The 24,480-nt window shown below is 66.5% G+C and carries 24 protein-coding genes; 10 read left to right on the top strand and 14 right to left on the bottom strand.

All coding sequences use genetic code 11. The features are described 5' to 3' along the window. Positions 1-10 precede the first annotated feature (10 nt). The gene (locus FOB72_RS20970; RefSeq protein ID WP_150374640.1) at positions 11-1,150 is read left to right on the top strand and encodes an alkene reductase; all 1,140 of its coding nucleotides are present in this window, start codon (positions 11-13) and stop codon (positions 1,148-1,150) included. A gap of 101 nt (positions 1,151-1,251) precedes the next feature. On the opposite strand, the gene pcaD is transcribed toward FOB72_RS20970, so the two are convergent. From pcaD to pcaH, 4 genes are read right to left on the bottom strand one after another with little or no spacing between them, the layout of a single operon-like run. Beyond that, a complete protein-coding gene (gene pcaD, locus FOB72_RS20965; protein ID WP_150374639.1) occupies positions 1,252-2,439 on the bottom strand; it encodes a 3-oxoadipate enol-lactonase in 1,188 nt (395 codons plus the stop codon). A gap of 22 nt (positions 2,440-2,461) precedes the next feature. Then, entirely contained in the window at positions 2,462-3,910 is a 1,449-nt protein-coding gene (locus tag FOB72_RS20960; protein ID WP_150374638.1) for a 3-carboxy-cis,cis-muconate cycloisomerase, read from the bottom strand. A 10-nt stretch (positions 3,911-3,920) separates the two neighbouring features. Further along, positions 3,921-4,499, bottom strand: coding sequence for a protocatechuate 3,4-dioxygenase subunit alpha (gene pcaG / locus FOB72_RS20955; RefSeq protein WP_150374637.1), 579 nt, complete (start codon positions 4,497-4,499; stop codon positions 3,921-3,923). Between the two features lie 6 nt (positions 4,500-4,505). Continuing rightward, positions 4,506-5,207: a protocatechuate 3,4-dioxygenase subunit beta gene (gene pcaH, locus FOB72_RS20950; RefSeq protein WP_150374636.1), complete on the bottom strand. Its 702-nt coding sequence runs from the start codon at positions 5,205-5,207 to the stop codon at positions 4,506-4,508. 101 nt (positions 5,208-5,308) lie between these two features. On the opposite strand from pcaH, the gene FOB72_RS20945 reads away from it, so the two are divergent. Beyond that, positions 5,309-6,274: a LysR substrate-binding domain-containing protein gene (locus tag FOB72_RS20945; RefSeq protein ID WP_150374635.1), complete on the top strand. Its 966-nt coding sequence runs from the start codon at positions 5,309-5,311 to the stop codon at positions 6,272-6,274. 13 nt (positions 6,275-6,287) lie between these two features. On the opposite strand, the gene FOB72_RS20940 is transcribed toward FOB72_RS20945, so the two are convergent. After that, on the bottom strand, positions 6,288-7,073 hold the full coding sequence (locus tag FOB72_RS20940; protein ID WP_150374634.1) for an IclR family transcriptional regulator: 786 nt from the start codon (positions 7,071-7,073) through the stop codon (positions 6,288-6,290). Positions 7,074-7,250: 177 nt separating this feature from the next. On the opposite strand from FOB72_RS20940, the gene FOB72_RS20935 reads away from it, so the two are divergent. Together FOB72_RS20935 and FOB72_RS20930 are read left to right on the top strand one after the other, a co-directional pair. Continuing rightward, positions 7,251-8,549: an MFS transporter gene (locus tag FOB72_RS20935; RefSeq protein ID WP_150377303.1), complete on the top strand. Its 1,299-nt coding sequence runs from the start codon at positions 7,251-7,253 to the stop codon at positions 8,547-8,549. Positions 8,550-8,560: 11 nt separating this feature from the next. Further along, positions 8,561-9,031 carry a type II 3-dehydroquinate dehydratase gene (locus FOB72_RS20930; protein ID WP_150374633.1) on the top strand — a complete coding sequence of 157 codons (471 nt, stop codon included), beginning with the start codon at positions 8,561-8,563 and terminating at the stop codon, positions 9,029-9,031. Here FOB72_RS20930 and FOB72_RS20925 read toward each other — a convergent pair. Then, positions 9,026-10,081: an alpha/beta fold hydrolase gene (locus tag FOB72_RS20925; RefSeq protein ID WP_150374632.1), complete on the bottom strand. Its 1,056-nt coding sequence runs from the start codon at positions 10,079-10,081 to the stop codon at positions 9,026-9,028. The two genes, FOB72_RS20930 and FOB72_RS20925, sit on opposite strands and share 6 nt — an antisense overlap. 19 nt (positions 10,082-10,100) lie before the next feature. Further along, the gene (locus FOB72_RS20920) at positions 10,101-11,528 is read right to left on the bottom strand and encodes an amidase (protein ID WP_150374631.1); all 1,428 of its coding nucleotides are present in this window, start codon (positions 11,526-11,528) and stop codon (positions 10,101-10,103) included. 153 nt (positions 11,529-11,681) lie between these two features. Here FOB72_RS20920 and FOB72_RS20915 point away from each other — a divergent pair, with 153 nt between their 5' ends. Beyond that, entirely contained in the window at positions 11,682-12,257 is a 576-nt protein-coding gene (locus FOB72_RS20915; RefSeq protein WP_150374630.1) for a TetR/AcrR family transcriptional regulator, read from the top strand. Positions 12,258-12,274: 17 nt separating this feature from the next. Here the strand turns inward: FOB72_RS20915 and FOB72_RS20910 are convergent, their stop codons facing one another. Beyond that, on the bottom strand, positions 12,275-13,237 hold the full coding sequence (locus FOB72_RS20910; RefSeq protein ID WP_150374629.1) for a GlxA family transcriptional regulator: 963 nt from the start codon (positions 13,235-13,237) through the stop codon (positions 12,275-12,277). Between the two features lie 120 nt (positions 13,238-13,357). Between FOB72_RS20910 and FOB72_RS20905 the strand changes: the two genes are divergently transcribed. Next, positions 13,358-14,296: a PLP-dependent cysteine synthase family protein gene (locus FOB72_RS20905; RefSeq protein WP_150374628.1), complete on the top strand. Its 939-nt coding sequence runs from the start codon at positions 13,358-13,360 to the stop codon at positions 14,294-14,296. Positions 14,297-14,306: 10 nt separating this feature from the next. On the opposite strand, the gene FOB72_RS20900 is transcribed toward FOB72_RS20905, so the two are convergent. Both FOB72_RS20900 and FOB72_RS20895 read right to left on the bottom strand, forming a co-directional pair. After that, positions 14,307-15,227, bottom strand: coding sequence for a Bug family tripartite tricarboxylate transporter substrate binding protein (locus FOB72_RS20900; RefSeq protein WP_223851848.1), 921 nt, complete (start codon positions 15,225-15,227; stop codon positions 14,307-14,309). Positions 15,228-15,324: 97 nt separating this feature from the next. After that, on the bottom strand, positions 15,325-16,815 hold the full coding sequence (locus tag FOB72_RS20895) for an acyl-CoA synthetase (protein ID WP_150374626.1): 1,491 nt from the start codon (positions 16,813-16,815) through the stop codon (positions 15,325-15,327). A 128-nt stretch (positions 16,816-16,943) separates the two neighbouring features. Between FOB72_RS20895 and FOB72_RS20890 the strand changes: the two genes are divergently transcribed. Beyond that, the gene (locus FOB72_RS20890) at positions 16,944-17,879 is read left to right on the top strand and encodes a LysR family transcriptional regulator (protein WP_150374625.1); all 936 of its coding nucleotides are present in this window, start codon (positions 16,944-16,946) and stop codon (positions 17,877-17,879) included. On the opposite strand, the gene FOB72_RS20885 is transcribed toward FOB72_RS20890, so the two are convergent. The 3 genes from FOB72_RS20885 to FOB72_RS20875 are packed head-to-tail and all read right to left on the bottom strand — an operon-like array spanning position 17,861 to position 19,920. Then, entirely contained in the window at positions 17,861-18,388 is a 528-nt protein-coding gene (locus FOB72_RS20885; RefSeq protein WP_150374624.1) for a GNAT family N-acetyltransferase, read from the bottom strand. The two genes, FOB72_RS20890 and FOB72_RS20885, sit on opposite strands and share 19 nt — an antisense overlap. Beyond that, the gene (locus FOB72_RS20880; protein WP_150374623.1) at positions 18,385-18,972 is read right to left on the bottom strand and encodes a helix-turn-helix domain-containing protein; all 588 of its coding nucleotides are present in this window, start codon (positions 18,970-18,972) and stop codon (positions 18,385-18,387) included. Before FOB72_RS20880 ends, FOB72_RS20885 begins: the two co-directional genes overlap by 4 nt. A 54-nt stretch (positions 18,973-19,026) precedes the next feature. Further along, positions 19,027-19,920 carry a LysR family transcriptional regulator gene (locus FOB72_RS20875; RefSeq protein ID WP_150374622.1) on the bottom strand — a complete coding sequence of 298 codons (894 nt, stop codon included), beginning with the start codon at positions 19,918-19,920 and terminating at the stop codon, positions 19,027-19,029. Positions 19,921-20,004: 84 nt separating this feature from the next. Here FOB72_RS20875 and FOB72_RS20870 point away from each other — a divergent pair, with 84 nt between their 5' ends. Beyond that, positions 20,005-20,397: a carboxymuconolactone decarboxylase family protein gene (locus FOB72_RS20870; RefSeq protein WP_150374621.1), complete on the top strand. Its 393-nt coding sequence runs from the start codon at positions 20,005-20,007 to the stop codon at positions 20,395-20,397. 18 nt (positions 20,398-20,415) lie between these two features. Here FOB72_RS20870 and FOB72_RS20865 read toward each other — a convergent pair whose 3' ends face one another. Further along, the gene (locus FOB72_RS20865) at positions 20,416-20,841 is read right to left on the bottom strand and encodes a hypothetical protein (RefSeq protein ID WP_150374620.1); all 426 of its coding nucleotides are present in this window, start codon (positions 20,839-20,841) and stop codon (positions 20,416-20,418) included. Between the two features lie 192 nt (positions 20,842-21,033). Between FOB72_RS20865 and FOB72_RS20860 the strand changes: the two genes are divergently transcribed. Together FOB72_RS20860 and FOB72_RS20855 are read left to right on the top strand one after the other, a co-directional pair. Further along, positions 21,034-23,724 (top strand): DUF6531 domain-containing protein, encoded by a 2,691-nt coding sequence (locus FOB72_RS20860; RefSeq protein ID WP_150374619.1) that lies wholly within the window; start codon positions 21,034-21,036, stop codon positions 23,722-23,724. 129 nt (positions 23,725-23,853) lie between these two features. Further along, positions 23,854-24,453 carry a TetR/AcrR family transcriptional regulator gene (locus tag FOB72_RS20855; protein WP_150374618.1) on the top strand — a complete coding sequence of 200 codons (600 nt, stop codon included), beginning with the start codon at positions 23,854-23,856 and terminating at the stop codon, positions 24,451-24,453. Positions 24,454-24,480 lie beyond the last annotated feature (27 nt).

The raw sequence follows: 24,480 nt of genomic DNA, 5'->3' as shown, positions 1-24,480 counted from the left end.
CGGAATCGCCATGTCCTCACTCGACTCACTCTTCACGCCGGTACGGATCGGCCAGCTGGCATTGCCCAACCGCATCGTCATGGCGCCGATGACCCGCGCGCGCAGTTCGCAGCCGGGCGACGTGCCCAACGCGTTGAACGCAACCTACTACGCGCAGCGCGCCAGTGCGGGGCTGATCGTGACCGAAGCCTCGCAGATCTCGCCGCAGGGCAAGGGCTACTCGTTCACGCCCGGTATCCATAGCGATGCGCAGGTCGAAGGCTGGCGCCTGGTGACGCGCGCCGTGCATCAGGCCGGTGGACGCATCTATCTTCAGCTCTGGCACGTCGGTCGCATGTCGCATCCCGCGTTCCATGGCGGCGAGCTGCCGGTGGCACCGTCGGCGGTACCGTTTGACGGTTCGATCTGGATGGTCGATCCGGCGACCGGCGAGGGCGGCATGTATGCGTGCCCGACCCCGCGCGCGCTCGGCATCGACGAGATCCACGCGATCGTCGGGGACTACCGGCGCGCCGCGCGCCGGGCGATCGAGGCGGGGTTCGACGGGGTGGAGATCCATGGCGCCAACGGGTACCTGATCGACCAGTTCCTGCGCACGACGTCGAACGTGCGCACCGATGCGTACGGCGGTTCGCGCGAGAACCGCCTGCGCTTTCTGAAGGAGGTGATGGACGCGGTCATCGACGAGGTGGGCGCGGACCGCACGGCGATCCGCCTGGCGCCGTTCCTGACGGCGCGCGGCATGGCGTGTCCCGATATCCTGCCGACGATGCTCGAGGCGGCACGCTATCTCGATGCAAAGGGCATCGCGTATCTGCATCTGGTCGAAGCGGACTGGGACGATGCGCCCGTGTTCACCGAAGACTTCCGCCGGGAGATCCGTGCCAGCTTCGCTGGCCCGATCATCGTCGCCGGCAAGTACGACGACGCGCGTGCACGGTGGGTGCTCGAGAAAGGCTATGCCGATCTGGTCGCGTTCGGCCGGCCGTTCGTTGCCAATCCCGACTTGCCGCGCCGCATGGCGGAGGGACTGCCGCTCGCGAATCTCGATGGCGGCACGCTGTTCGGCGGCGCCGAGCAAGGCTATAGCGACTATCCCGCGTGGGTGGCGGCGACGGCGACGGCGACGGCGACGGCGCGGGCGGCCTGATCCGCTCACACACGGATGCGTGACAAGAGGCCCAGTCGCGCCCAGTCGCGCCCAGTCCCTCCCAGTCCCTCCCAGTCCCTCGCAGTCCCTCGCAGTCCCTGTTATGGCGTCGTGACGTGCGGGTCGGTCGCCGGCCCGAACACTTCCTCGGCGGCGTGGAAGGCGGCATTGGCCGCGGGCACGCCGCAGTAGATGGCCGTCTGCAGGAGGATCTCCTTGATCTCGTCGCGCGTCACACCGTTGTTGGCGGCGGCACGCAGATGAAGCTTGAGTTCTTCGCCACGGTTGAGCGCGACCATCATTGCGATGGTCACCAGGCTGCGGGTATGGCGCGGCAGCCCTTCGCGGGTCCAGATCTCGCCCCAGGCGTAGCGCGTGATCAGGTTCTGGAATTCCTCGTTGAGCGGTGTCAGCTTCGCGAGCGAGCGGTCCACGTGCGCGCTGCCCAGCACGTCGCGGCGCACGGCGAGGCCGGCTGCGTAGCGCGCGGCGTCGTCATTGACGGGCGGGCGGTCCTCGATAAAGTCGAGCAGCGCCGCGGTGAAGGGCCCCGGCTGTTCGAAGCTCGAGATATGCGCGGCCTGCAGTTCCAGAAAGCGCGCGTCCGGGATCGAGGACGCCAGTTCGCGGCCGAGCGCCGGCGGCGTCGATGGGTCGTCGCTGCCGGCAATGACCAGGACCGGCACGGCAATCGTCTTCACCGTGTCCCGGAAGTCCGCGTCGCGCACCGCCGCGCAGTTGGCCGTATAGCCGCGCGGATCCAGCTCCCCGAGCACCTTGCGCAGACCGGCGATCGCCTGCGATGCCGTGGCGAGGAAGTCCGGCCGGAACCACACCGACAGCGAAGGCTCGACCATCACGCTCATCCCGTCACGTTGCACGGTATCGATGCGCGTATTCCATTTTTCGTCGGTGCCGATGCGGGCGCCGGTGTTCGCGAGGACGATCTTCGAGAAGCGCGCCGGGGCATGAATGCCGAGCCACATGCCGGTCTGTCCGCCCATCGAGACGCCGCAGAACACTGCCTTGTCGATCGAGAGTGCATCGAGGATCGCGAGCGCGTCGCCGCCGAGTTGCGCCATCGTGAAGGCGTCGCCGGGCGCGGTCGAGCGGCCATGGCCGCGCGTGTCGTAGCGCACCACACGATAGCGGCCGGCCAGTGCCTCGGCCTGCGGCTGCCACATGGTGTGGTCGGTGCCGAGCGAGTTGGAAAACAGAATGGCGGGCGCCGATTCGGGGCCGTCCACCGTGTAGAAGAGCCGGGCACCGGCGTGATCGAGGTAAGGCAAGATGGGTCTCCTGATGGCAATGTCAGCGCTGTTGTCGCGCGGTGAGGGTAGCTTCCCACGCCCGCACGGCGGCGTCGGCAAATCGTGACGATTCTCCCGCATAGTTGGCGGGGTCGGCCAGACGGTCGAGCGTGGCATCGTCGATCAGTGTCGCATGCGACGGGTCGGCGGCCAGCGTCAGTGCCAGGGCATCGCGCAGGCTGCTCCGGTCCGCAACCGCGCGTCTCGATGCGGCTTCCACCAGATGATGCGCCGGCAGCCGCCCGATGCGGCCGCCGAGTTCGAGCATGGCGGCCTCCGCAAGTATCAGCCCGTGCGTCATGTCGAGGTTTTCGCGCATGCGTGCGGTGTCCACCTGCAATCCGCCTGCCACCTCGCGCATATGGGACAGCGCGCCCGATGCAAGCGTGACGATTTGCGGCAACGTATCCCACTCCGCCTGCCAGCCGCCCAGCGCGCGCTCGTGCTCCTGCACCATGCCCGCCAGCATCGTGGCCACGAGATGCGGTACGCGCGTGGCCGCGGCGAGGACGGCCGAACAGCCCACCGGGTTGCGCTTGTGCGGCATGGTGCTGGAACCGCCGCGGCCGGGACCCGATGGCTCCGCGGCTTCCGCGACTTCGGTCTGCATCATCAGCGAGATGTCGCGCGCCATCTTGCCCAGCGTACCCGTGAGCATGCCGAGCGTCGTGGCCATTTCCACCATGCGGTCCCGGTGGCCATGCCATGGCAGCACGGGATGCTGGAGGCCGAGCAGGTCGGCCAGCGCCGACGATACGGCCGGCGCCGACGCGCCGAGGCTCGCAAGCGTGCCGGCCGCCCCGCCGAACTGGAGCGCGCAGGCCTGCGCGCGCGATGCATCGAGCCGGCCGAGATCGCGCCGCAACGCGTCGAGCCATCCCGCGGCCTTGAGCCCGAACGTGGTGGGCAGCGCGTGCTGCAGCCAGGTGCGCGCGACCATCGGCGTGGCGCGATGCCGCGCCGCCAGTTCCGCCACGACCTGCCCGAGCGCGACGAGGTCGGCCTCGATGGCGGCCGCTGCGTCGCGCAGCTGGAGCACCATCGCGGTATCGATGATGTCCTGGCTCGTCGCGCCCCAATGGACGAAGCGCCCGGCGTGGGCGTCGCGCTGCGCGACGGCGGCGGTCAACTGCCTGACGAAGGGAATGGCGAGATTGCCTGCCGCGGCCGCATCGTATGCCAGCGCGTCGAGGTCGATGCCATGCATGTCACCACGCATGTCACCGCGCATGTCACCGCGCATGTCACCGCGCATGTCACCGCAAACGTCCGCGATGACCGCCGCCGCTTCGGCCGGTATCACGCCGCAGTGTGCCTCGGCGCGCGCCAGCGCGGCTTCCACATCGAGCATGCGCCGTACGGTGCCGGCATCGTCGAAGATGGCCAGCGCGGCGGCGCCCCCGAACATCGGCGCCGTCAATCGCCCCGATCCGCGTGAACGAGTATCCATCGTCTGGCGCTCAGATATCGAAGAACACGGTCTCGCCGGCTCCCTGCAGGACGATGTTCCAGCGCAGCGTGCCGCTGCCGTCGTCCTCCGCGATCAGCGTCCCGCGCCGCTCGTTGGGCACGCACGCCAGCACGCGGTCCTTCGCGTTGGCGGCCGCCTCATCGGGGAAATACATGCGGGTGGCAACGTGCTTGACTAGCCCGCGCATGAATACCGACACCATGATGTGAGGGGCCTGCATGGCGCCGGGTTCGCCCCCCGCGTCGGGCACGGCACCGGGTTTGACGGTCACGAAGCGGAAGCCGCCGTCGGGTCCTGTGGGTACACGGCCGAAGCCGGTGAAGCCGGCCGTCAGCGTGAGGTCGCTCCGGTCCTCCGGATGGCGATAGCGGCCCGCGGGGTTGGCCTGCCAGATCTCGACCATGCCGTCGGGTACGGGGTCGCCGCGTCCGTCGAGGACGCGGCCTTCGATGACGATGCGCTGGCCCGCGAGCTCGGGCGCGTCGGTGGTCAGGTCCGCGCGGTCCAGGCCGGCAAGGCCGATGTGGAGATACGGACCGACGGTTTGCGATGCGGTGGCGTAGAGCATGATCGGTTACTCCATGGGCGTGGCGTCGCGCCCACGCAAAACGATGTCGAAGCGATAGCCGAGTGCGTACTCCGGCTGCGTGGTTTCCCAGTCGAACGTGGCGATCAGGCGCTGTCGCGCTTTTTCGTCGGGCACGCACTGGTAGATCGGATCGAAGGCGAGCAGGGGGTCTCCCGGGAAATACAGCTGCGTCACGAGCCGCGTTGCATAGGCATTGCCGAACAGCGAGAGGTGAATATGCTGCGGGCGCCAGGCGTTGTGGTGGTTCCGCCAGGGGTAGGCACCGGGCTTGATCGTCTTGAACTGGTAGCGGCCCTGCGCGTCGCTGATGGTGCGGCCTTCGCCCGAGAAGTGCGGATCCAGCGGCGCATCGTGCTGGTCCCGCGCATGCGTATAGCGGCCCGCGGCGTTGGCCTGCCAGATCTCGATCAGCGCATTGGGCACGGGCCGGCCGTTCTCGTCGAGCACGCGGCCCGAGACGAGGATGCGCTCGCCGATCGGGTCGCCGCCGTTGCCGACGGTCAGGTCGTTGTCGCCCTGGCGCACGAATTCGGGGCCGAAGGTCGGGCCGGTGACCTCCGACAACGATTGCGGGATCGCGACGAGCGGTTGCTGGGGCGCGCGCAGTTGCGTCGAACCGTAGGGGTCGAACCGATAGTCGGGTTGGGTGTTCCACCAGGGGCGGCGATATTGGGCAAGGCGAGACATCGCGTGGTCTCCGTGTTGTGTGGTCTGGGACGTTGGAGACTTTAAGTGCGCTAAAACTTCATGTAAATTGAGTTTTTGTCGATAAAACATGAATTTTAGTTATGAAAAAGGGTGAGGAAGGCACGGGGCAGCGGCAGGGAACTGCGTCGGAAGCGTTCCGCTCGCGCGTGCGCCTGCGCCATCTGCACTGCTTTGTCGCGGTGGCGCAGGCCCGCCGGCTGGGGCGCGCCGCCGAGCAACTGGGCCTGACGCAGCCCGCGATCTCGAAAACACTGAACGAGCTCGAGGAACTGGCGGGCACGCGGTTGCTGGTCCGTCAGCGGTCGGGCACCCAGCTCACGACGGCTGGCGTGCACTTTCTCGGGCTGGCGATGCGCGTGCTGGAGAGCGTCGATGCCGCCGCCGACAGCCTTGCCGGGGTAGCGATTGCCGCGGTGGAGCGCATCCGGCTCGGCGCGTTGCCCAGCATCGTGCCCGCGCTGCTCCTCGATACCGTGACGCAATTCCGCCGCGCGCATCCCGAAGTGCCCGTCGTCGTGCAGACCGGCATGAACCGCGAGCTGATCGAGGCGCTGAAGGCCGACCAGATCGACCTCGCCATTGCCCGGATGGACGACCCGACCGCCATGGCCGGGTTGTGGTTCGAGTCACTGGGACCGGAGCCGCTCGTCTTCGCGGTGCAGCGCGGCCACGCGCTCGCCATGGGGGATCGGCCGGCCATGATGGACCTGCTCGCGTGGCCGCTTGTGGTGCCGGCACAGGGCTCCATCCCGCGCCATAGCCTCGAGAGCCTGCTCTCGCGGCAGGGCTTGTCGCTGCCGCAGGGATGCCTGGAGACCGCGGACGCCTATCTGGGCCGGCTGATGACGGCGCAGGGCGAACACGTATGGGCCGCACCGCTGTCCGCCACGCGGCGCGCCGTGGCGGAAGGGGAACTGGTGCTGCTGCCCGTGGATACGCACGGCACCGAAGAACCGATCGGGCTGCTGCGCCGTGGCGACCGCACGCTCGGTCCCATGGCCGAGGCACTGGCGGCGATCGCGCGAGACCTGTCGGCGGCGCGCTGAAGGTTGCCCGTGGTCAGGCTTTTCCGAGTGGCGGGCGAGAGAGATAGCCGGCCATATTGCACAGCTGGCCGAGCTCGTTGGCGGCTTCGCACAGCAGGGCGGACAGCGTGTGAATTCGCGCCGCCGTCAGCCGTGTCTTCGGGCCGGCCAGGCTGATGACGCCAACGCAGCGGTTGCCGCGCCTGACCGGCACGGCGACCGCGGCCATGCGCGCCGCGAAGACCTCGTCGATCATCGCGTATCCGCGCACGCGCGCCGCATGCAGGAAGCCGAGCAAGGCCTTCAGCGAGGTCGGCGCATTCGGGCCGTACTCGTTCGGCTGGCCGAATCCCTGCTTCATGACCAGCGCCACCGCGTCTTCGTCGGACATGGTCATCAGCCACGCATGGCCCGTCGAGGTGCACGAAAGCCGCGCCGCGATTCCCATGTCCGGGTCGTAGCGGAAGCCCGTGCGCTGCCCATCGGCTTTCGCGACCCAGATGATGGCGTCGCCGTCCACGAGGGACAGGCGTGCGAGTTCGCCGGTCTCCGCGGCGATGCGCTCGATGATGGGCTGGGCGATATCGGCGATGCCCGTCAGGCTCAGGAACTCGAGTCCGTTCGATGTCATGCGCATCGAGAGGATGTAGCGGCCGTGGTCCTCCAGATGCCGGACGTAGCCGCCTTCGATGAGTTCGCCCAGCACGCGGTGGCAGGTACTGCGCGGCAAGTCGAGCGCGTCGGCGATGACCGACAGGCCGGCGCCTTCACCTTGCGACGCCAGGAAATCGAGGATCTTCAGTCCCGTCTTCAGTGACATATCTCACAATGCGGAATGGAATTCCGGTATGGAATGGGGCGGTTCCGACGGCGCGAACAATACCAGTACACGCAAGCCGTCGCAATCGGCAGCGATAACCATAACGGGGGAGACAACATGGCAGTGATCACGGAGTCCAATATTGCCGGGGCCGACACCGGCCGCGCGCAGCAGTCCATGGCACGGCGGGCCATCGCCGGCGCCACGATCGGCACCGCGCTGGAGTGGTTCGACTTCGCGCTATACGGGGTGGTGGCGGCGACCATCTTTCCGAAGCTGTTCTTTCCGTCGCTCGATCCCACCGCATCGTTGCTGGCCTCGCTGGCCAGCTTCTGGGCCGGCCTGGCCGCGCGTCCGCTCGGCGCGATCATCTGCGGCATCCTCGGCGATCGCTGGGGGCGGCGCAACCTGATGCTGATCACGGTCTCCGTGATGGGGGTCTCGTCGTTCCTCATGGGCCTGCTGCCGACCTATCAGCAAGTGGGGATCCTGGCGCCCGTGCTGCTCGTGACCCTGCGCATCGTGCAGGGCTTCGCGCTGGGTGGCGAGTCGACGGGGGCGCAGCTGATGGCCGTGGAACATGCGGCGCCGGAGCGCCGCGGGATCTATTCGGGCCTGCTGGGCATCTGCTCGCCACTGAGCCAGATCCTCGCGAACATGACGCTGTTCGCGCTGGCCGGCACGTTGTCGGCGGAAGACTTCGAATCCTTCGGCTGGCGCATCCCGTTCCTCGCGAGCTTCGTGCTCGTGCTGCTCGGCATCTATATCCGCATGAAGGTCAGCGAGACGCCTGCCTTCGAGGCGCTCAAACGACAAAGCGCACAAGGCGCGCAGCAGGCCCGCCGCGTGCGCGGCGCCAACCCGCTCGGCACGGTCCTGCGGTATCACTGGAAGACCGCGCTGCGCCTCACGCTGTTCTTCTGCGGCCCGGCGGCCCTGTTCTACCTGATCGTGGTGTTTTCGCTCAGCTATCTGACGCGTAACCTCGGCGTGCCCAAGCAGACCGGATTCATGCTGCTGATGGTGGCCAACGCATGCGCCATCGCGGGCGCGCTTGCCGGCGGTTATCTCAGCGATCGTATCGGGCGGCGGCGCGCGCTGCTTCTGGGCTCGTTGTGCACGCTGGTCTGCTGCCTGATCTATTTCCCCGTGCTGAACCAGGGATCGCTCGGCATGACGATGGCCGTGATGGGCGCGTTCCTCGGCTTCACGCAGTTTCAGAGCGGCATCCAGCCCGTCTGGTTTGCCGAGTCGTTTCCGACCGAAGCGCGCTACACGGGATCGGCGCTGTCCTATTCGGGCGCGAACCTGTTGACGGGCGGTCCGATGCCGATCGTCGCCGTGGCGCTGCTGCAGGCATTCCATGGCTCGCCATGGGCCATCGTCGTCGTGTGCGGATCGCTGAATCTGCTGTCGTTCCTCATGATCTTCATCTCCCGCGAAACCAAGGGCACCCGCCTCGAAGGCAGCCACTGAATCCCTCCGACATGAAACGAAAACTCTACATCCTCAACGGTTCGAACCTGAACATGCTCGGTGTTCGCGAGCCGCATATCTACGGCACCACGACGCTGCGCGATATCGAATCGAGCTGTCTTGCCATGGCCGAGACGTTCCGGTTCGACTGTGTATTCCGGCAGACCAATAGCGAGAGCGAGCTGATCGGCTGGATCCAGGAGGCGTACTTCGAGGACGCCGCGCTCATCATCAATCCGGCGGGCTTCTCGTTCGGGCGGATACCGGTGCTCGATGCAGTGAAGCTGATCCGCCGGCCGGTCGTCGAGGTCCATATCAGCAATATCCACCGGCGCAGCGAGGAGTACCGTCATTCGTCGATCTCCGTCGCCGCCACCGCGGTGATCTGCGGTGCCGGCGCGGGCGGCTACCTGCTGGGCATCCGGGCGGTCGACGACCTGTGGGCAGCCGCCGAATCGTCGAAGACCGCGGGCCAGCTATAGCTTCACGACCTGCAACACCGCGTCGGCGAACGCGCGCGGCGCTTCCTGCGGCAGGTTGTGGCCGATGCCGCCCGCAACGTCGCGATGCCGGTACCTGCCGGTGAACTGCTTCGCATACGCGGCGGATGGCTGGTGCGGGGCACCGTTGGCATCGCCTTCGAGCGTGATGGTGGGCACCGCGATCCGCGGTGCCTGCGCGAGCCGTTCTTCCAGTTCGTCGTACTGGGCCTCGCCTTGCGCGAGCCCCAGCCGCCAGCGGTAGTTGTGGATGACGATGGCCACATGGTCCGGGTTGTCGAAGGCCTGCGCGGTGCGCTCGAACGTGGCGTCGTCGAACGCGAATCGCGGCGACGCGTTGCGCCAGATCAGCTTGTTGAACGCGTCGCGCTGCGCCGCATACCCTTGCGCGCCGCGCTCGGTGGCAAAGTAGTACTGGAACCACGCCAGCCATTCCGCTTGCGGCGGCAGCGGCTTGCGGCCGGCTTCCTGGCTGCCGATGAGGTAGCCGCTGACCGATACCAGACCGAGGCAACGCTCGGGCCATGCCGCGGCGACGATATTGGCGGCGCGCCCGCCCCAGTCGAAGCCGGCGATCACGGCCTTGTCGATCTTCAGCGCATCCATCAACGCAACGACATCCACCGCGAAGATGGACTGCTGGCCGTTGCGTGGCGTGTCCGGCGACAGAAACCGCGTCGAGCCATAGCCGCGCAGATACGGCACGATGACGCGATAGCCCGCGGCCGCGAGCATGGGTGCCACATCGGCGTAGCTATGAATGTCGTGCGGCCAGCCGTGCAGCAGGATGGCGACCGGTCCGTTGGACGGCCCCAGTTCCGCATAGCCCACGTTGAGCGTACCGGCATCGATCTGCCGGATCGGCCCGAGCGTATCGGTGGTGCCCGATCGCTGCGCGCGAGCCTTGCCCGACGCGGCCAGCGTTGCCGCCGCGGCGCGGTCGATCCCGGCCAGTTCGAAAAGCGTGAGTCCGGCCAGCGCCGACGATCGGTAGAGCAGGCGGCGGCGGAGTGAATCAATGAGATTCGACATGTCTGGATGCCTCCGCGGATCAGCGACGGTTGGCGATGGCCGACAGGTCGGGACGCGCCTCGCGAACCGGGCTCACGCTCTCAAGCCGAGCACCCAGATGCAGCAGCGTGGATTCGCCGAGCCACGGTCCCACCAGTTGCACGCCCACGGGCAGCCCGTCACGGCTGGTGCCGAATCGCATCGACAGCCCGGGCAGGCCCGTGACGCTGAGCGGCGCGGTCGCATCCATGACGTGTAGCGACGATACGGTTTCACCGCCGATGACGAACTCCGCGGCGTCGTGCGTGTGCGCCGGCACGGGCGTCACGGGGCAGAGCAGCGCGTCGTAGCGCTGGAAGTACCGGCTGAAGCCGTCGCGCATCCGCTCGATCTGCTGCTCGGCCAGCACGAAGTCCTCGATGGACGTATCGGGCGTGTCGAACACCGCCTGCGCATGCTTGAAGATCTTGTCCTCGTGCCCGGCCGTTGCCTTGCGGAACGCGGGCTTCGTTTCCATCGCCTGGATCTTCCAGAGCAGGTCGAGCGCGTTGATCTCCTCGAGTACCGGAATCCGCACGGGCTCGACGATCACGCCATTCCCCTGCAACGCCTCCGCCGCCGCGCGAACGGTTGCCGCGACGTCGGCGTCGATCGGACCGAACCCGGGCTCCACGAGCCAGCCCACGCGAAGCGGACGGCCGGGCGTCGGCATGCGTCCGGCATCCAGCGCAAGCGGGCTGGTCGAATAGCCGTCCTCGCCGTCGGGGCCGGCCAGCAGTGTGTACGCAAGCGCGATATCGCGAATGGAGCGCGCCATCGGCCCCACATGCCAGAAGCGGCGCGGCTCACGCGGCCAGATGCCCGTCATCGGAATACGCCCGTGCGTGGCCTTGAATCCCATGACGCCGGTCAGCGCGGCCGGGCCGCGAATGGAGATCGCGACATCGGTGGACAGGCCGATCGGCGCCATGCCGGCCGCGATCGCCGCGGACTCTCCACCGCTGGACCCGCCCGGGGTGCGGTCCAGGTTCCACGGGTTGAGCGTGCGGCCCGACAGCAGGTTGTCGGTCTCGATCCAGTAGGAAAACTCGGGAAGATTGGTTTTGGCGAGCAGGATGCCGCCCGCCTGCTTCATGCGCGCGACGGTCGTCGCGTCGGTATCGGGAATGCGTCCCTTGAAGATCGGCGAGCCGCGTTGCGTCAGCACGCCGGCCGTGTCGATCGCGTCCTTGACCGTGAAGGGCACGCCGTGCAACGGCCCGAGTTTGTCGCCCTTCAGGACCGCGGCCTCGGCGGCCCTCGCGGCTTCCATCGCGCCATCCGCGAGCGTGACGATCGCATTGATCTGGGGGTCCACTGCGCGGATGCGGTCGAGATGCGCCTGGACGACCTCCACCGGCGAGATCTCCTTGCTGCGGATGCGTGCGGCGAGTTGCGTGGCGTCTTGGAAGATAAGTTCGTTGCTCATGGCTTGCTCTTGCAGGGTTATGGAGTTCAACAAACTTCAGTCGCTTGGCCAGAGTCTACCGAACGTTTGTTAGGGTCGAAGATTAGGCGTTATACTTCGCCTCGTCAACACCCGAATCGGGTCCGGCAATCAAAAAAATCTTCGAGGTAGATCGTGCAAAACCAGGCCAGCACACATTCCAGCGACAGGATCCTGGCTGTCGCCACGCAGATCGCACAGGCTCATGGCTATGGCGGTCTGAACCTTCGGGCCCTTGCCGAAGCCGTCGGCATCAAGGCCGCCAGCCTCTATCACCATTTCCCGAGCAAGGCCGACCTCGCCGCCGCGGTCGCCAAGCGCTACTGGGAAGACACGGCGGTGGCGCTCGATGAGCTGTCGGCCAGGACGCCGGACATGGCGGATCGCCTGCGCAAGTATCCGAGCCTGTTCCGCAAATCGCTCGAGAACGACAATCGCATCTGCCTGTGCAGCTTCATGACGGCGGAGTACGACGACCTGCCCGACGTCGTGAAGAAGGAGGTCCAGGCGTTTACCGACGTCAACGTCACGTGGCTTGCCAGGACACTGGCGGACGCGGGCATCGTCGGCGCCAAGGATGCGAAGAAGCGCGCTCACGCGATCTTCGCGGCCGTGGCGGGCGCGCAGCTGATGGCGCGCGGCCGCGCCGATATCAAGCTGTTCGATACGTTGATCGACAACTACCGGGCAGCGGGGCTGCTGCCCGCCTAAGGTGATGTCCGGGCCCGTCAGCGCTTCGCCGCGCGCATGGCCCTGACGCCCTGACCCAGCTTCCGGCGCAGCAACGTACGGAGCGTTGCCGCGTCGGCATACCCGACCTCGGAAGCGACGGCTTCCAGCGGCTGCCCAGCCGAGATCAAATGGCGCGCACGCTCGATGCGCAGGTCCTGAACGAACGCGAGCGGCGACTTGCCCAGAATCGCCTCGGTTCGCCGCTGCAAGGTCCTCGGGTGGACAGCCAATGCCTCTGCGGCCGCATCGAGCGAGAAACCATGGGGCAGGTTCTCGCGCGTCCAGCGTTCGAACTTCGATATCAGCGGATCGGTGTGCGCCAGATGGTCGGGAATGATGTAGTGCGCCTGCGATGCGCGCTGATCGATCAACATGAAGCGGGCCACGAGGTCAGCCAGTTCGGGCGATACGCGGCGAACCAGCCAGAGTGCGAGGTCGAGGTGCCCCATGGCCGCGCCCGCGGTCACGACCTGCCCGGACTCGACCACCATGCGCGAGTCGTCCAGCGCGACGCCGGGATAGCGCTGCCGGAAAAACGGCGCGAGCGACCAGGTCGTGGTCGCCTCGCGGTCGTCCAGCAGCCCCGCTTCCGCCAGCACGAAGGTCCCGATGCAGGCGCCCGCGACATGGACGCCGGCCGCGTGGCGCTGCCGCAGCTGCGCACCCGCTTCCCGAATATCTCGCGCCTGCAGGCGGGCGGCAAGTGCATCCGCCTGCTTGGCATTGAGCGCGGACACCACGATCCAGTCCGGATTTCGCACGGCATCGAGGCGCGCGACGGTCGCGCTGAATCCCAGCGCGGTACGAATGCGTTTGCGCAATCCCGCGAGCGTGACGTCGAACGGCACGTTGGCGAATCCGTGCAATGCAGCGAGTTCGTTCGCCGCGGCCAGCGTGTCGAGCAACACGGTCATGCCGGAATCGAACACGTCGTCGAGCGCGAGAACGACCACTTTCATTGTCAGTATCCGGGTGTCGTAAATGATTCGATTAATGTCATTTCCGACTATAGCTTCGGCGGCGTCCCGACGTCTAGACTGCGAAGCCATTCAACGTCTGACAAGGACAACAGCGACATCATGACCGCCGCACACCGCACCATTCTCGATGCCATCGGCAATACGCCAGTCCTGCCATTGCGCAACGTCGCACCGCGCGATGGCGCGCGCATTCTCGTCAAGCTCGAAAGCCAGAATCCCACCGGCAGCATGAAGGACCGCATTGCGATGGCGATGATCGACGCACCGACGCGCGATGGCCGCCTCAAGCCCGGCGGCGCGGTCGTCGAGTACACGGGGGGAAGCACCGGCGTGTCGCTGGCGCTCGTGTGCGCCGTCAAGGGCCATCCGCTTCATCTCGTATCGTCCGACGCGTTCTCGAAGGAGAAGCTCGACCATATGCGCCTGCTCGGCGCGCGGCTCACGATTATCCCGAGCGAGAACGGCAGGCAGACCGAGGCGCTGACCAGGGCCATGATTCGCGAGGGCCACCGCATTGCGGGCGAGATGGGCGCGTATATCACCGCGCAGATGGAGAATACGGATCAGCTCGCGGCCTATACGGCGATGGCCGACGAGATCTGGGAGCAGACGGGCGGCCGCGTCGATGGATTCGTCGGCAGTGTCGGCACGGGCGCGTCGCTCCGCGCAATATCGGCGCGGCTGCGCGAGCGCGATGCGCGGATTTGTATCGTTGGCGTGGAACCGGCCGAGTCGGCGGTGCTGTCGGGCGGTCCCACCGGTGCGCACAAGATCGACGGCATCGGTGCCGGCTATGTGGTGCCGCTCTGGCATGACGGCATCGCCGACAGGCTGGAGCCGGTCTCCACCGAGGAGGCGCGGGCCATGGCGTTCCGCCTGGCGGCGGAGGAGGGCCTGTTCTGCGGAACGTCCACCGGCGCGAACGTCACCGGGGCGATCCGTCTGGCGGAGCGGCTCGGCCCCGATGCCACCGTCGTCACGATCATGTGCGATACCGGCATGAAGTACCTGAAGACGTTCGCGCAGTCGATGGACTAGCGCGCGCCCGTCAATCGAGCGAGATATGGTTGGCGCGGATGACCTTGCCCCATGTCTCGCGATCGGTCGCCACATAGCGTTCCACTTCCGCCTGCGTGCGCGGCGGCTGGACGACCAGCCCGAGCGCGGCGAACGTGGCGCGGAACTGGGCGTCGCCGAGTACCTGCGTGGCGGCCGTTTGCAGACGCGTCACGACGTCGGGTGGCGTCTGCGCGGGCACCGCCAGTCCGAACCACGTGGCCGCATGGAAGTCGGGATAGCCGCTCTCCGCCATGGTCGGCACATTGGGCAATACCTCGAGCCGCGTACGCGAGGTCACGGCAAGCGCCTTGAGCTTGCCCGCGCGGATATGCGGCAGCGAAGTGCTGACGACATCGACCATCAGCTGCACGTCGTTGGCCAGCAGCGCGGACAGTGCGGGCGCGCTGCCGTTGTAGGGCACGTGCGTCATGTCGATGCCGAGCTCGGTCTTGAGCATCTCCGTGGCCAGTTGCAGCGGATTGCCCAGCCCCACCGACGAGTAGTTGAGCTTGCCGCCGGCCGCCTTGGCGTAGCTGGCGAAGTCGCGCGTGGTGGACGCCGGCACCTGGTTGTTGGTCACGATGACGAGCGGCACCTCGGTGCCGATCAGAAAGACCTTGAAGTCCTTGGGATCGTAGCCCGTGCGCTTGTAGAGCATCGGGTTGAGCACCATGCTCGCGCTCGACGCCATGATCATCGTGTAGCCGTCCGCCTGCGCGCGTGCCACGCTCTGCGTGCCCACCATCGTATTGGCACCGGGGCGGTTCTCCACGACCACGGTCTGCCTGAGATCGCGCGACATGCCTTCCGCGAGTGCGCGGCCGAACTGGTCGGTCGAACCGCCGGGCGTGTAGGGCACCACCAGCTTGATCGGGCGGTCGGGGAAGGGCCCGGCATGGGCCGGCATCATCGTGAAGGTGGCGGCGATGATCGCGCATGCGCGCAACGCATCCGCCGCGGTGCTGCGGAACAGGGTTCGTGACATGTTGTCTCCTCTTTCTTGTTTTTTAAACGCGGCGGGTCCGTCCGGCCCAGTGTTGGTCGCGCAGTCTGCGTTTGGCGAGCTTGCCGGTTTCGTCGCGCGGCAGGCTGGCAATCTCGATCGTGCGCGGCACCTTGAAGCCGGAGAGCCGCGCGCGCAGCCATTCGGTGACGGCCGCGGGATCGATCCGCGTATCGGGCATCGGCTCGATCACGCCGTGCAATCGCTCGCCATATTCGTTGTCGGGCACGCCGAAGACCGCGCAATCGGCGACGCCCGGATAGCGGACGAGCTGGTGCTCGATCTCGGCCGGATAGATATTCACGCCGCCCGAGATCACCATGTCGGACGCGCGATCGCAGATGAACAGATAGCCATCGGCATCGACGTAGCCCATGTCGCCGAGCGAGATCAGTCCATCGCGGTCGATCGCGCGGCGTGCGGCGTCGTTGTTCAGATACGTGAAGTCCGGATACGCGGGCTGTCGCACGTAGACGAGGCCGACTTCGCCCGGCGCGCAGGCATTGCCATCCACGTCGAGGATGCGGAGCTGCGCGGCATCGACGGGACGTCCCGCGGTGCCGGGTCTTGCCGCGGCATCGGCGGGCGTGGCCACGGTCACCATGCCGGCCTCGCTCGAGGCGTACGTTTCGTGGATCACGGGGCCGAGCCAGTCGAGCATCGCGCGCTTGACCTCGGGCGCGCACGGCGAGCCCGTGGATGCGACGAATCGGATCGACGAGAGGTCGTATCGCGCGCGCACATCGGGCGGCAGCTTGAGCAGGCGCACATACATGATCGGCACGAGGTAGAGCACGTCGATCCGATGCTGCTCGACGAGCGCGAGCACCTGCTCTGCATCGAAGCGCGCGGTAAGCACCAGCCGTTCGGCCATCTGCAGCGCCTGCTGGATAAACACACCCGGCGCGCTGTGATAGAGCGGGGCGGACATCAGCGCGCGGCAGCCGGGCACGATGCCGATGGACTGGGCGACCACGGAACGCATATTCGCAAGCTGACGGTCGGCGTCATCGAGCGGCACGGGGTTGCGCAGCACGCCCTTGGGCCGGCCCGTGGTGCCCGAGGTATATGCGAGATGGCCGCGCGGCGCCACACGCGGGCCATCGTAGGGCAGCTGTGCGGCAAGCCATGGCTCGTACTCGACGGCATCGGGGTCGGTGCCGCCCACGGCAAAGACCGCGACGTGCGCCGGCACCGCGGCGCGGACGCCTTCCAGCAGATCCGCATGCACGAGCAGCACGCGCGCGCCGCTGTCTTCGAGGATGAACTTCACCTCGGCCGTGGTGAAGTGCCAGTTGATCGGGCAGTAGTAGACGCCGGCGGTGCGGCACGCGGCGATCACGTCGGTGAACACGGGATCGTTGCGTAGCAGGAGCGCCACGACGTCGCCCTCCGCCAGTCCCAGCCGGCGCCATCCGCCGGCGAGCCGTTCGCCGCGCGCGGCGATGTCATGGCCTGGGCGATGCAGCGATTCGAACCATAGGTCTGCGGGCATCCGCATGTCTCCGTTATGCCGGTCTGACGCCGGCGATAGGGAAATGTAGCGGGGGCAATCCCGCATCGACAATGGGGCGCCCGCGCACCACAATGTTGCGTATTACGTGACAATGCCCCGTTCGTTCCATGGACCTCCACCTGATCCAGTCCTTCGTAGAGATCGTCGATGCCGGCACGCTCGCGGAAGCGGGGCGCAGGCGCGGCGTCACACGCTCGCAGATCAGCCGCCAGCTGGCGCAGCTGGAGGCGCAGGCGGGCGCGCAATTGCTGCGGCGAACCACGCGGCGGCTGGAGACGACCGAGGCCGGGCAGACGCTGTACGCGCATGGCGTGCGCATGCTCCAGGAAGCCGTGGCGGCGCAGGCCGAGATCGACAGCCTTGGCAAGACGCTGCGCGGCCATGTGCGCGTCAGCGTGCCGACGGGCCTCGGCGATGCCTATATCGCGCCGCTGCTGCTGGACTTCGCGGCGCGGCACCCGGGTATCTCGTTACGCGTGTTCTTCGCCAACCGCGTGACGAACCTGATCGCGGACGAGATCGACGTGGCACTGCGGGTGACGTCGAACCCGCCGCTGGATGTGGTGGCGCGCGAGGTGTGCGCAACGCCGTGGCGATTACTGGCGTCGCCCGACTACCTTGCGCGCATTCCACCCATCGAGACGCCGGGCGATCTCGCGCATTGCCATTTTCTTTGTCCGCCCTATGCATCGCGCCGCTTCCGGCTCGTTGTCGAACGCGCGGGCGAACGCGTGACCGTCGATATCTCGCCGCATCTTCAGTCCGAACACTTTCGCTTTCTGCTGCGCGCCGCGCAGGCGGGGCATGGGGTCGGGTTGCTGCCTGCTTATGCGGGATGGGAGGACGTGAAATCGGGCGCGCTGGTGCCCGTGTTACCCGACTGGGAGCCCGAGGGGCTCGGGCATCATCTGTACATCATCACGACACCGAACCTGCATCCGTCGATGGCGACGCGGGCGCTGATCGCTTACTTGCGCGAAGAGATTCCGAGGCTGGAGGTGTTCGATACCAGCCCAAAACCCGATCAGATCTGCTTGCAGTAGAACGTCGTCCCGCAGAACTCGCCGGTCGGCATCAACGCGTAGTTCGGCACATCGCCGACGCGCTGCCAGCCCACGCCCCGATACAACCGTTCGGCATCGCCACCGGTCACGGTATCGAGGACGAGCACCGTCTTGCCTGCCTCGCGCGCGGCTGCTTCCGCGGCGATCATCAGTTGCCGGGCCACCCCCTTTCGGCGGGCGCGCCGGTGAACGAGCATCTTGGCGATATCGGCGCGATGCGGCTGGTTTTCCGGTTGTGCGGTGACGACCTGCACCGTGCCCGCGATCTGCCCGGCCTCGTCCTCCGCAACGAGCAATATGCGCCCGCCTTGTGCGACATCGGCGGCGACGTGGCGCCAGAACGCGGTGGCCTTGTCGCGTCCGATGGGCAGCATGAAGCTGACCGACGCACCTCCTTCGACGCAGTCGATGAGGACATCCGCGAGCCCGTCCACGCAGGCCTCCGCGTCGTCCGCACCGACGCGCCGTACGGTCACCTTGCCGATCATCCGTTTCCCCTGAGGTTGTTGTGCATGTTCGCGAGCGCGACGAGATAACGCGCGGGCTTTCTGGTTGGATTGCGGAACGTGATCGGCGCGTCCAGGCGCATGGTCAGGCAATCGCCGGTTTCGAGCCGCCAGCGGTCGTCGCCAATGGTCATTTCCATGGTGCCCTCGATAATCCAGACCTGCTGATGCACCTCCGTTTCGCGCGCGCCGGTCTCGTACGTGACGCGCTGGCCGGCGGGAAAGCTGACTTCGACCAGCTGCATGGGGGACGGCGCGGCGGACGACAGATTGCGCCGGACGTATCCCGACGCGGGATCGATCCAGACGACCTGCTCGCCGGCACGCGACATCGGAGACGGTTCCGCGGCTTCGGAGGGCGACTGCTCGAATAGCGAGGCAAGCGTGACGTTCAGCGCGGCGGAAAGCTTGTCGAGGACGGAGGCGGTCGGGCTGCTCTGGCCGCGCTCGATCAGGGAGATGGCGGAGCGGCTGACGTTGCTGCGCTCGGCCAGCGCGTCGAGCGACCAGCCTTGCGCATCGCGAAGTGCTTTGACGCGGCGCGCGATGACTGCGTTGATATCCATCTTCCAGAATAGTAGATGCAATATCCCGTAAACTAGAATGATTGATCGGGCTTGTCAACGATCGATGCCTGCCGCGGACATCGCGGCTGTCAGGACATCGCGGATGTCGGGCCGATCCTCGGGCGAAGCGAGCCCGATGCCCACCGAGAGCGCCTCGCCCTCGGCCAGCGTCCGGTAGACGACGCCCACCCGCCTCAGCGCGGTAAACGATTTCGGCAGCAGCGCGATGCCGCGTCCATTCGCAACCTCCCCAAGCAGGACGTGCTGGTCCGCTGGCTCCCTGAGCATCGGCGGCGCGAACCCGTGGCGCGAGAACACGGCCTGGCAATGATCGTAGAAGGCCGGTTGCCGCGCGCGCTCGAACCAGAAGACCTTTTCCCGTTGCAGATCCGCAAGGGCGACGGTCCTGCGCTTCGCCAGAGGATGGGCCGAAGGGATGGCGACGATCATCGGCAGTCGATCGAGCTCACGGACGTCCAGCCCATGCGCGTCCGTCGGCAATGCGATAAACGCGGCGTCAAGCTTGCCGGCACGCAACTGGCGGATCAGCCGTGGCGAGGTATCGGAGAACGTCGATACGACCGTTTCCGGGTGGCCGGCTTGCACGCGCTGGGCCAGTCCACGAAACCAGGCGGGCTCCACGGCGCTGGTGAAACCGAGCCGCAGCCTGGCCGGCAAGCCTTCGGCCGCGAGCGCGGCTTCGGCCTCGCGAAGGAGTTTCGCGACATTGCGCGCGTAAGGGAGGAGCTTCTCGCCGGCAGCGGCAAGCGTGACACCCTTCGTATTGCGGTCGAAGAGCCGCGCGCCCAACCGCTCCTCGAGCTCCCGGATCGCGCGGCTCAGCGGCGGCTGAGAAAGATGGAGCCGCTCCGCCGCCTGGCGAAAGCTCAGTGTTTCCGCGACGGCGAGAAACAGCGAAAGGGATCGGGAATCGAGGCGCTCTGACATACCAAAAAGGTATCACGAGATCGGTCATTCCGCATCGTTTGGGCGGGCCGTACAGTTGTCGCACCAACACTTGTGGAGATCGTCATGAGCACCGAACGTTATGAGCGCGGATTACGCATGCTGGGGGCCGTCGATGGCGAGACGGGTATCGCGGTCGTCGATACGCTCGCCAAGACCTTTCCGGACTTTGCGCGCTATATCGTCGAGTTTCCGTTTGGCGATATCTACGCGCGGGAAGGGCTGGGCTTGCGGGAACGCGAGCTGGCCACGGTCGCGGCGCTTTGCGCGCTCGGCAATGCGGCACCGCAGCTACGTGTGCATGTCCATGCCGCATTGCATGTGGGCTGCACGCCGGGGGAGGTGGTGGAAGTCGTGATGCAGATGGCGGTTTATGCGGGGTTTCCGGCGGCGCTCAATGGACTCGCCGTGGTGCGAGACGTGTTCGCGGAGGTGGGGATAGCACTGCCGCTGGACTGAGCCCGCGGCAGACCCGGCTCAATGCTCGGCCAGTTCCCGCTCGACTTCGTCCGCCAGCACGACAGGCGTCGTATCGGTTGCCGCGCTCGCGTTGCCGGCGTCGGTGAGGATGTCGCCAAGGCCGATATCGATCGTGATATTCGGCGTCCAGTTCTTGCGATCGGGGCTGACCTCGGCAAAGGCAGTCACCGTGGCGGTGTAGCCCTGCGCCCTGAGGTCCTCGGCCAGTCGCTGGGCGCGCGGTTCCAGCATGGCCTGCGGATTGTCGTCGTTGATATCGAGCACGAGCTTGGTCTCGAACTCTTCCTTGCCCCGCTGGATCGCCGTCTGCATCGCCTTGAGCTGCTTGTTCGCGAGCGCGACGAGCTTGCTGTATCGGGATTCTTCCTGGCTGGCGCGCAGTGCCTTGGCAGCGTTGATGATTTCGGTGCGATCCACGAACATGGTTGCCTTTCGACGTTAGAGAGAAGAAGGGGAAAGAGAGAAAGGGAAAGAGCGGAACTGAGCGATAAGCAGATACTGTATAAATATACAGTATCAGTCCTGAGGCCTGCAAGGGGATTCATTTCAGCAGAGTGCGATTGAACGCGAGGGGCGGGGCGCGCATAGTCCGGGCGGACGTCAAAGGAGCGACCTATGCCCATCCGATTGAAGCCCTTGCACGCATGCCTGCCCGCGCTTGCGCAACGCGATCCTCATCCTGATCCCGGTGCTAACCGCCGCCGCAGGCGATGGCATCTTCTGGCGAGCCTGTCGATAGCCCCGGCGTTTGCATTCCTGTCGATGGGGAGCGCGAGCGCGCTCGATAACGACGGCAATCCCAGCTGCGGCGATCTGCGGCCCGGCGCGACGGTCCGCGGCACGTTCAACCTGCCGCGGGGCAACGGGCGGGGTGGCATCATCAACAGGATCTATCCCGCTTACTACATCGTCACGCCGCCCTCGGTGGAGATTGCCCGTCCGCCGGAATCGAATTATTCCTGGCGGCAATTGAGCTATATCTGCGACCGCATATGGATCGGAAAAGAATTCAGGGTCCACGTGTGGATCGATGAAATCAGCATACTGGCGCCGCCGGCGGAGAGCGAGGATGTCAGTTGCAAGGTCGGGAATACCTGTGCGGTCGCATCGGGGACAAAGATCCAGGAGGAGACCGACTACGCGGCCCCGGACCTGCCGTCTGCCTTGACGCTGCGGCGCACCTATCGTTCCAGCTATCTCGCACCGCAGCTCGGCACGTTGGGGCCCGGCTGGATGCACGAATGGCAAAGACGGCTCGATCTCACGCAATACCATGCGAAAACGCCAGCGCTGACCTGGGTGCGCGGGAACGGCACGACGGTCGCGTTTGCGTTCGACGATGGCAAATGGACGGCCACCGATGGCTCCGGCGCGACGGTGACGGCCGTCGCCGGTGTGGGCGGCGCGAAAGACAGATTCCGTCTTGCCGATCGGCACGGGACGCGCACGGAAGACTACGACACACTCGGGAATCTCGTCCATGTGAAAGACGGCAGCGCGTGGGTGGCGCTCAGCTATAGCGATCGCGATACGTCGAAGGACGTGGCCCCGCATGCGGCGCTGCTCACCGAGATCCGCAACGACGCGGGCCAGTCGATGCGGTTCTCGTATTCCTGGAGCGGTCTGCTCAAGGAGGTCCTGCTGCCGGACGGGATGACGCTGAAGTATGGCTACAGCACGAAACGCATGCTGACCAGCGTGACCTTTCCCGACGGCGCCGAGCGCAAGTACCACTACGAGATCTTTGAACTCCCCTGGGCGTTGACTGGCATTACCGACGAAAAGAACACGCGGTTTGCCACCTATGACTATGACGCGAATGGACGTGTCATCAGTACGGAGCATGCGGGCGGCGTCGACAAGTTCCAGCTCGATTTTCCTGCCAGCGGACGGACATCCGTCACGACCGCGGATGGGCGTACGCGGACCTTTATCTCCGAGAGGCAGGGCAGAGCCATGCGCATCACGGGCGTGACCGCGGCGTGCCCCGCCTGCGGGCCGCTCGTAAAGGCGGTCACCTACGAAAGCACGGGGCGTGTCGGGAGCAAGGTGGACTTCTCGGGCAACGAGACCCACTACAGCTATGACGGGCTTGGGCGGGAGACGCGGCGCATCGCGCAGTACGGCACGGCCCAAGCCATGACCACGACCACCGAGTGGCATCCGGCGTTCGGTGTGCCGGTGAAGATTGCCGAGCCGGGTCGATTCTCGTCCTACCGTTACGACAGGCTCGGCCGGCCTGTCGGCCATGCAAGGTATGCGACCGGCGATATCGCCGGTGGCATGGGCACGGCCGTCACGCCGGCCGGCCCGGTGACGAGCACGGAATGGACCTACGGTACCGACGGCCAGCGGTCGGTAACGACCGTGCACGTCGATGGGGTGTTGACCGGCCGGTGGACCTACACCTACGACGAGAAAGGGCGTCTGCAGACCATTACCGACATGGCTGGCCGCGTTGCGCGCGCGACGCGGTACGACGCCGCCGGAAGGCTTGTCGAGGGCGTCTCGCTCGATGGCGAAAAGCTGGGATATGAGTTCGACGCGCGCGGCAGGATGGCGCGCTTCACGGTCGATGGGCGTGCACTCGCGTACGAGTACGACCCGGCCGGTTTCCTGACCGACGTTCGGGGTCCCAACGACTATCACCTGCGATACACGTATGACGCGGCGCATCGCCTGACATCGATCGCCGAGCCGCCGATGCCCGAGCGGCCCGTCGATACGTCGAATCCGTTCCGCGGGCCAGTCCCGGTCGCTGGATCCGGGTCGGCCGCAGGTTCCGACGCGACCGCTGGTTCCGAACCAACGGCCACTCCCTGGCAAACGATGTGGCTACGGTTCGTGCGCTGGATCTTCTCGTGGATCACGCCGGCCCGGGCAACGGCGTCCGTGCCGCGCGCGATCCCGGCGTGGCCCTCGCAGAGTCAGGCGCCGAGCCATGCTCAATCCATCGAGGACGAGCTGATGGGCAGGACGGAGAATCCGAATGCGATGCTGGGCGCGCTTGACCGTTCGCTGCGGCCGCTGGCCGCGCGTGGTGCCGACGCGGCGTCCTGCGAAGAGGAGCCGCGATGCACCGAGGCGCGGCGCGAGGCGCAGACCGCGCATCACACGCTCACGACGCGGCGGCTGCCGCAGTATCTCGGCGGGATGAAGGACGCGGGGCACCGGCAGGCCATCGTGCAGACGCAAAACCAGCTTCAGCGCGCGATTCGCGAGATCAGGCAGTATTGCATCGCGTCGCCGCTGGAATTGCCCGAATGGGAACGGGCGGCGAACCAGGAGGTGCCCATCCTGTACTGAGCGCCTTCGACAGGAACACCCGTGGGCCGGTCTTCGAGATGTGCCGATTCCGGCGGGCTTGCGTTTTGTAGCACTCGATCTATAATCGAGCCTTCGTTACGTATCAAGCGCTACAAAACGGCGAACGCAATGGCCAGACCTCGACAATTCGATGAGCAAGCCGCCTTGATGGCAGCACAGGACCTGTTCTGGGCCAAGGGCTATCAGGCGACTTCCACGCGGGAGTTGACCCAGACCATGGGGCTGACGCAGCCGAGCCTGTACAACGCCTTCGGGGACAAGCGGTCGCTGTTCCTGCTCGCGCTCGACGACTACCTCAACCGCACCATGCGCGAGCGGATTCGGCGGCACGAGGGCGCGTTGCCGCCGGGGCGTGCGCTGGTCGCCTATATCGCCGAAAGCATTGCGCTGTCGCTCGCGGATCCCCGGCATCGCGGCTGCATGCTGATCAACGTCGCGCTGGAAGCGTCCGAGGACGATCCCGAGTTCAAGTCGCTGATCGCCACCGAGCTCGACCAGCTGCGAGCGTTCTTCGAGCGGTGCATTCAGGCGGGCATCGCCTCCGGCGAAGTCGTGACCGCGCTGGCGCCCGAGGATGCTTCCGCGCAGTTGCTCGCCACCCACTGCGGCATGCGCGTGCTGGCGCGCGTGATGCCCGACCCCGCATTGCTGCGCGCAACGATGAAACCCGCACTCGCGACGCTCGGGCTGGCGTTGCCCGACTCATGACGCGCTAGCGCATCCCCCTAAGACACC

Origin of the sequence: Cupriavidus pauculus (genome assembly GCF_008693385.1) — a bacterium.
GTDB classification, from domain to species: Bacteria; Pseudomonadota; Gammaproteobacteria; order Burkholderiales; family Burkholderiaceae; genus Cupriavidus; species Cupriavidus pauculus_D.
This window is presented reverse-complemented; position numbering and strand designations above follow the sequence as displayed.

Excerpts from the sequence above, each read along its gene's own strand:
- FOB72_RS20970 (WP_150374640.1), top strand. The coding sequence starts at position 11 with ATGTCCTCACTCGACTCACTCTTCACGCCGGTACGGATCGGCCAGCTG.
- FOB72_RS20960 (WP_150374638.1), bottom strand. The coding sequence starts at position 3,910 with ATGGATACTCGTTCACGCGGATCGGGGCGATTGACGGCGCCGATGTTC.
- pcaG (WP_150374637.1), bottom strand. The coding sequence starts at position 4,499 with ATGCTCTACGCCACCGCATCGCAAACCGTCGGTCCGTATCTCCACATC.
- pcaH (WP_150374636.1), bottom strand. The coding sequence starts at position 5,207 with ATGTCTCGCCTTGCCCAATATCGCCGCCCCTGGTGGAACACCCAACCC.
- FOB72_RS20945 (WP_150374635.1), top strand. The coding sequence starts at position 5,309 with ATGAAAAAGGGTGAGGAAGGCACGGGGCAGCGGCAGGGAACTGCGTCG.
- FOB72_RS20940 (WP_150374634.1), bottom strand. The coding sequence starts at position 7,073 with ATGTCACTGAAGACGGGACTGAAGATCCTCGATTTCCTGGCGTCGCAA.
- FOB72_RS20935 (WP_150377303.1), top strand. The coding sequence starts at position 7,251 with ATGGCACGGCGGGCCATCGCCGGCGCCACGATCGGCACCGCGCTGGAG.
- FOB72_RS20930 (WP_150374633.1), top strand. The coding sequence starts at position 8,561 with ATGAAACGAAAACTCTACATCCTCAACGGTTCGAACCTGAACATGCTC.
- FOB72_RS20925 (WP_150374632.1), bottom strand. The coding sequence starts at position 10,081 with ATGTCGAATCTCATTGATTCACTCCGCCGCCGCCTGCTCTACCGATCG.
- FOB72_RS20920 (WP_150374631.1), bottom strand. The coding sequence starts at position 11,528 with ATGAGCAACGAACTTATCTTCCAAGACGCCACGCAACTCGCCGCACGC.
- FOB72_RS20910 (WP_150374629.1), bottom strand. The coding sequence starts at position 13,237 with ATGAAAGTGGTCGTTCTCGCGCTCGACGACGTGTTCGATTCCGGCATG.
- FOB72_RS20905 (WP_150374628.1), top strand. The coding sequence starts at position 13,358 with ATGACCGCCGCACACCGCACCATTCTCGATGCCATCGGCAATACGCCA.
- FOB72_RS20900 (WP_223851848.1), bottom strand. The coding sequence starts at position 15,227 with ATGATGCCGGCCCATGCCGGGCCCTTCCCCGACCGCCCGATCAAGCTG.
- FOB72_RS20895 (WP_150374626.1), bottom strand. The coding sequence starts at position 16,815 with ATGCCCGCAGACCTATGGTTCGAATCGCTGCATCGCCCAGGCCATGAC.
- FOB72_RS20890 (WP_150374625.1), top strand. The coding sequence starts at position 16,944 with ATGGACCTCCACCTGATCCAGTCCTTCGTAGAGATCGTCGATGCCGGC.
- FOB72_RS20885 (WP_150374624.1), bottom strand. The coding sequence starts at position 18,388 with ATGATCGGCAAGGTGACCGTACGGCGCGTCGGTGCGGACGACGCGGAG.
- FOB72_RS20880 (WP_150374623.1), bottom strand. The coding sequence starts at position 18,972 with ATGGATATCAACGCAGTCATCGCGCGCCGCGTCAAAGCACTTCGCGAT.
- FOB72_RS20875 (WP_150374622.1), bottom strand. The coding sequence starts at position 19,920 with ATGTCAGAGCGCCTCGATTCCCGATCCCTTTCGCTGTTTCTCGCCGTC.
- FOB72_RS20870 (WP_150374621.1), top strand. The coding sequence starts at position 20,005 with ATGAGCACCGAACGTTATGAGCGCGGATTACGCATGCTGGGGGCCGTC.
- FOB72_RS20865 (WP_150374620.1), bottom strand. The coding sequence starts at position 20,841 with ATGTTCGTGGATCGCACCGAAATCATCAACGCTGCCAAGGCACTGCGC.
- FOB72_RS20860 (WP_150374619.1), top strand. The coding sequence starts at position 21,034 with ATGCCCATCCGATTGAAGCCCTTGCACGCATGCCTGCCCGCGCTTGCG.
- FOB72_RS20855 (WP_150374618.1), top strand. The coding sequence starts at position 23,854 with ATGGCCAGACCTCGACAATTCGATGAGCAAGCCGCCTTGATGGCAGCA.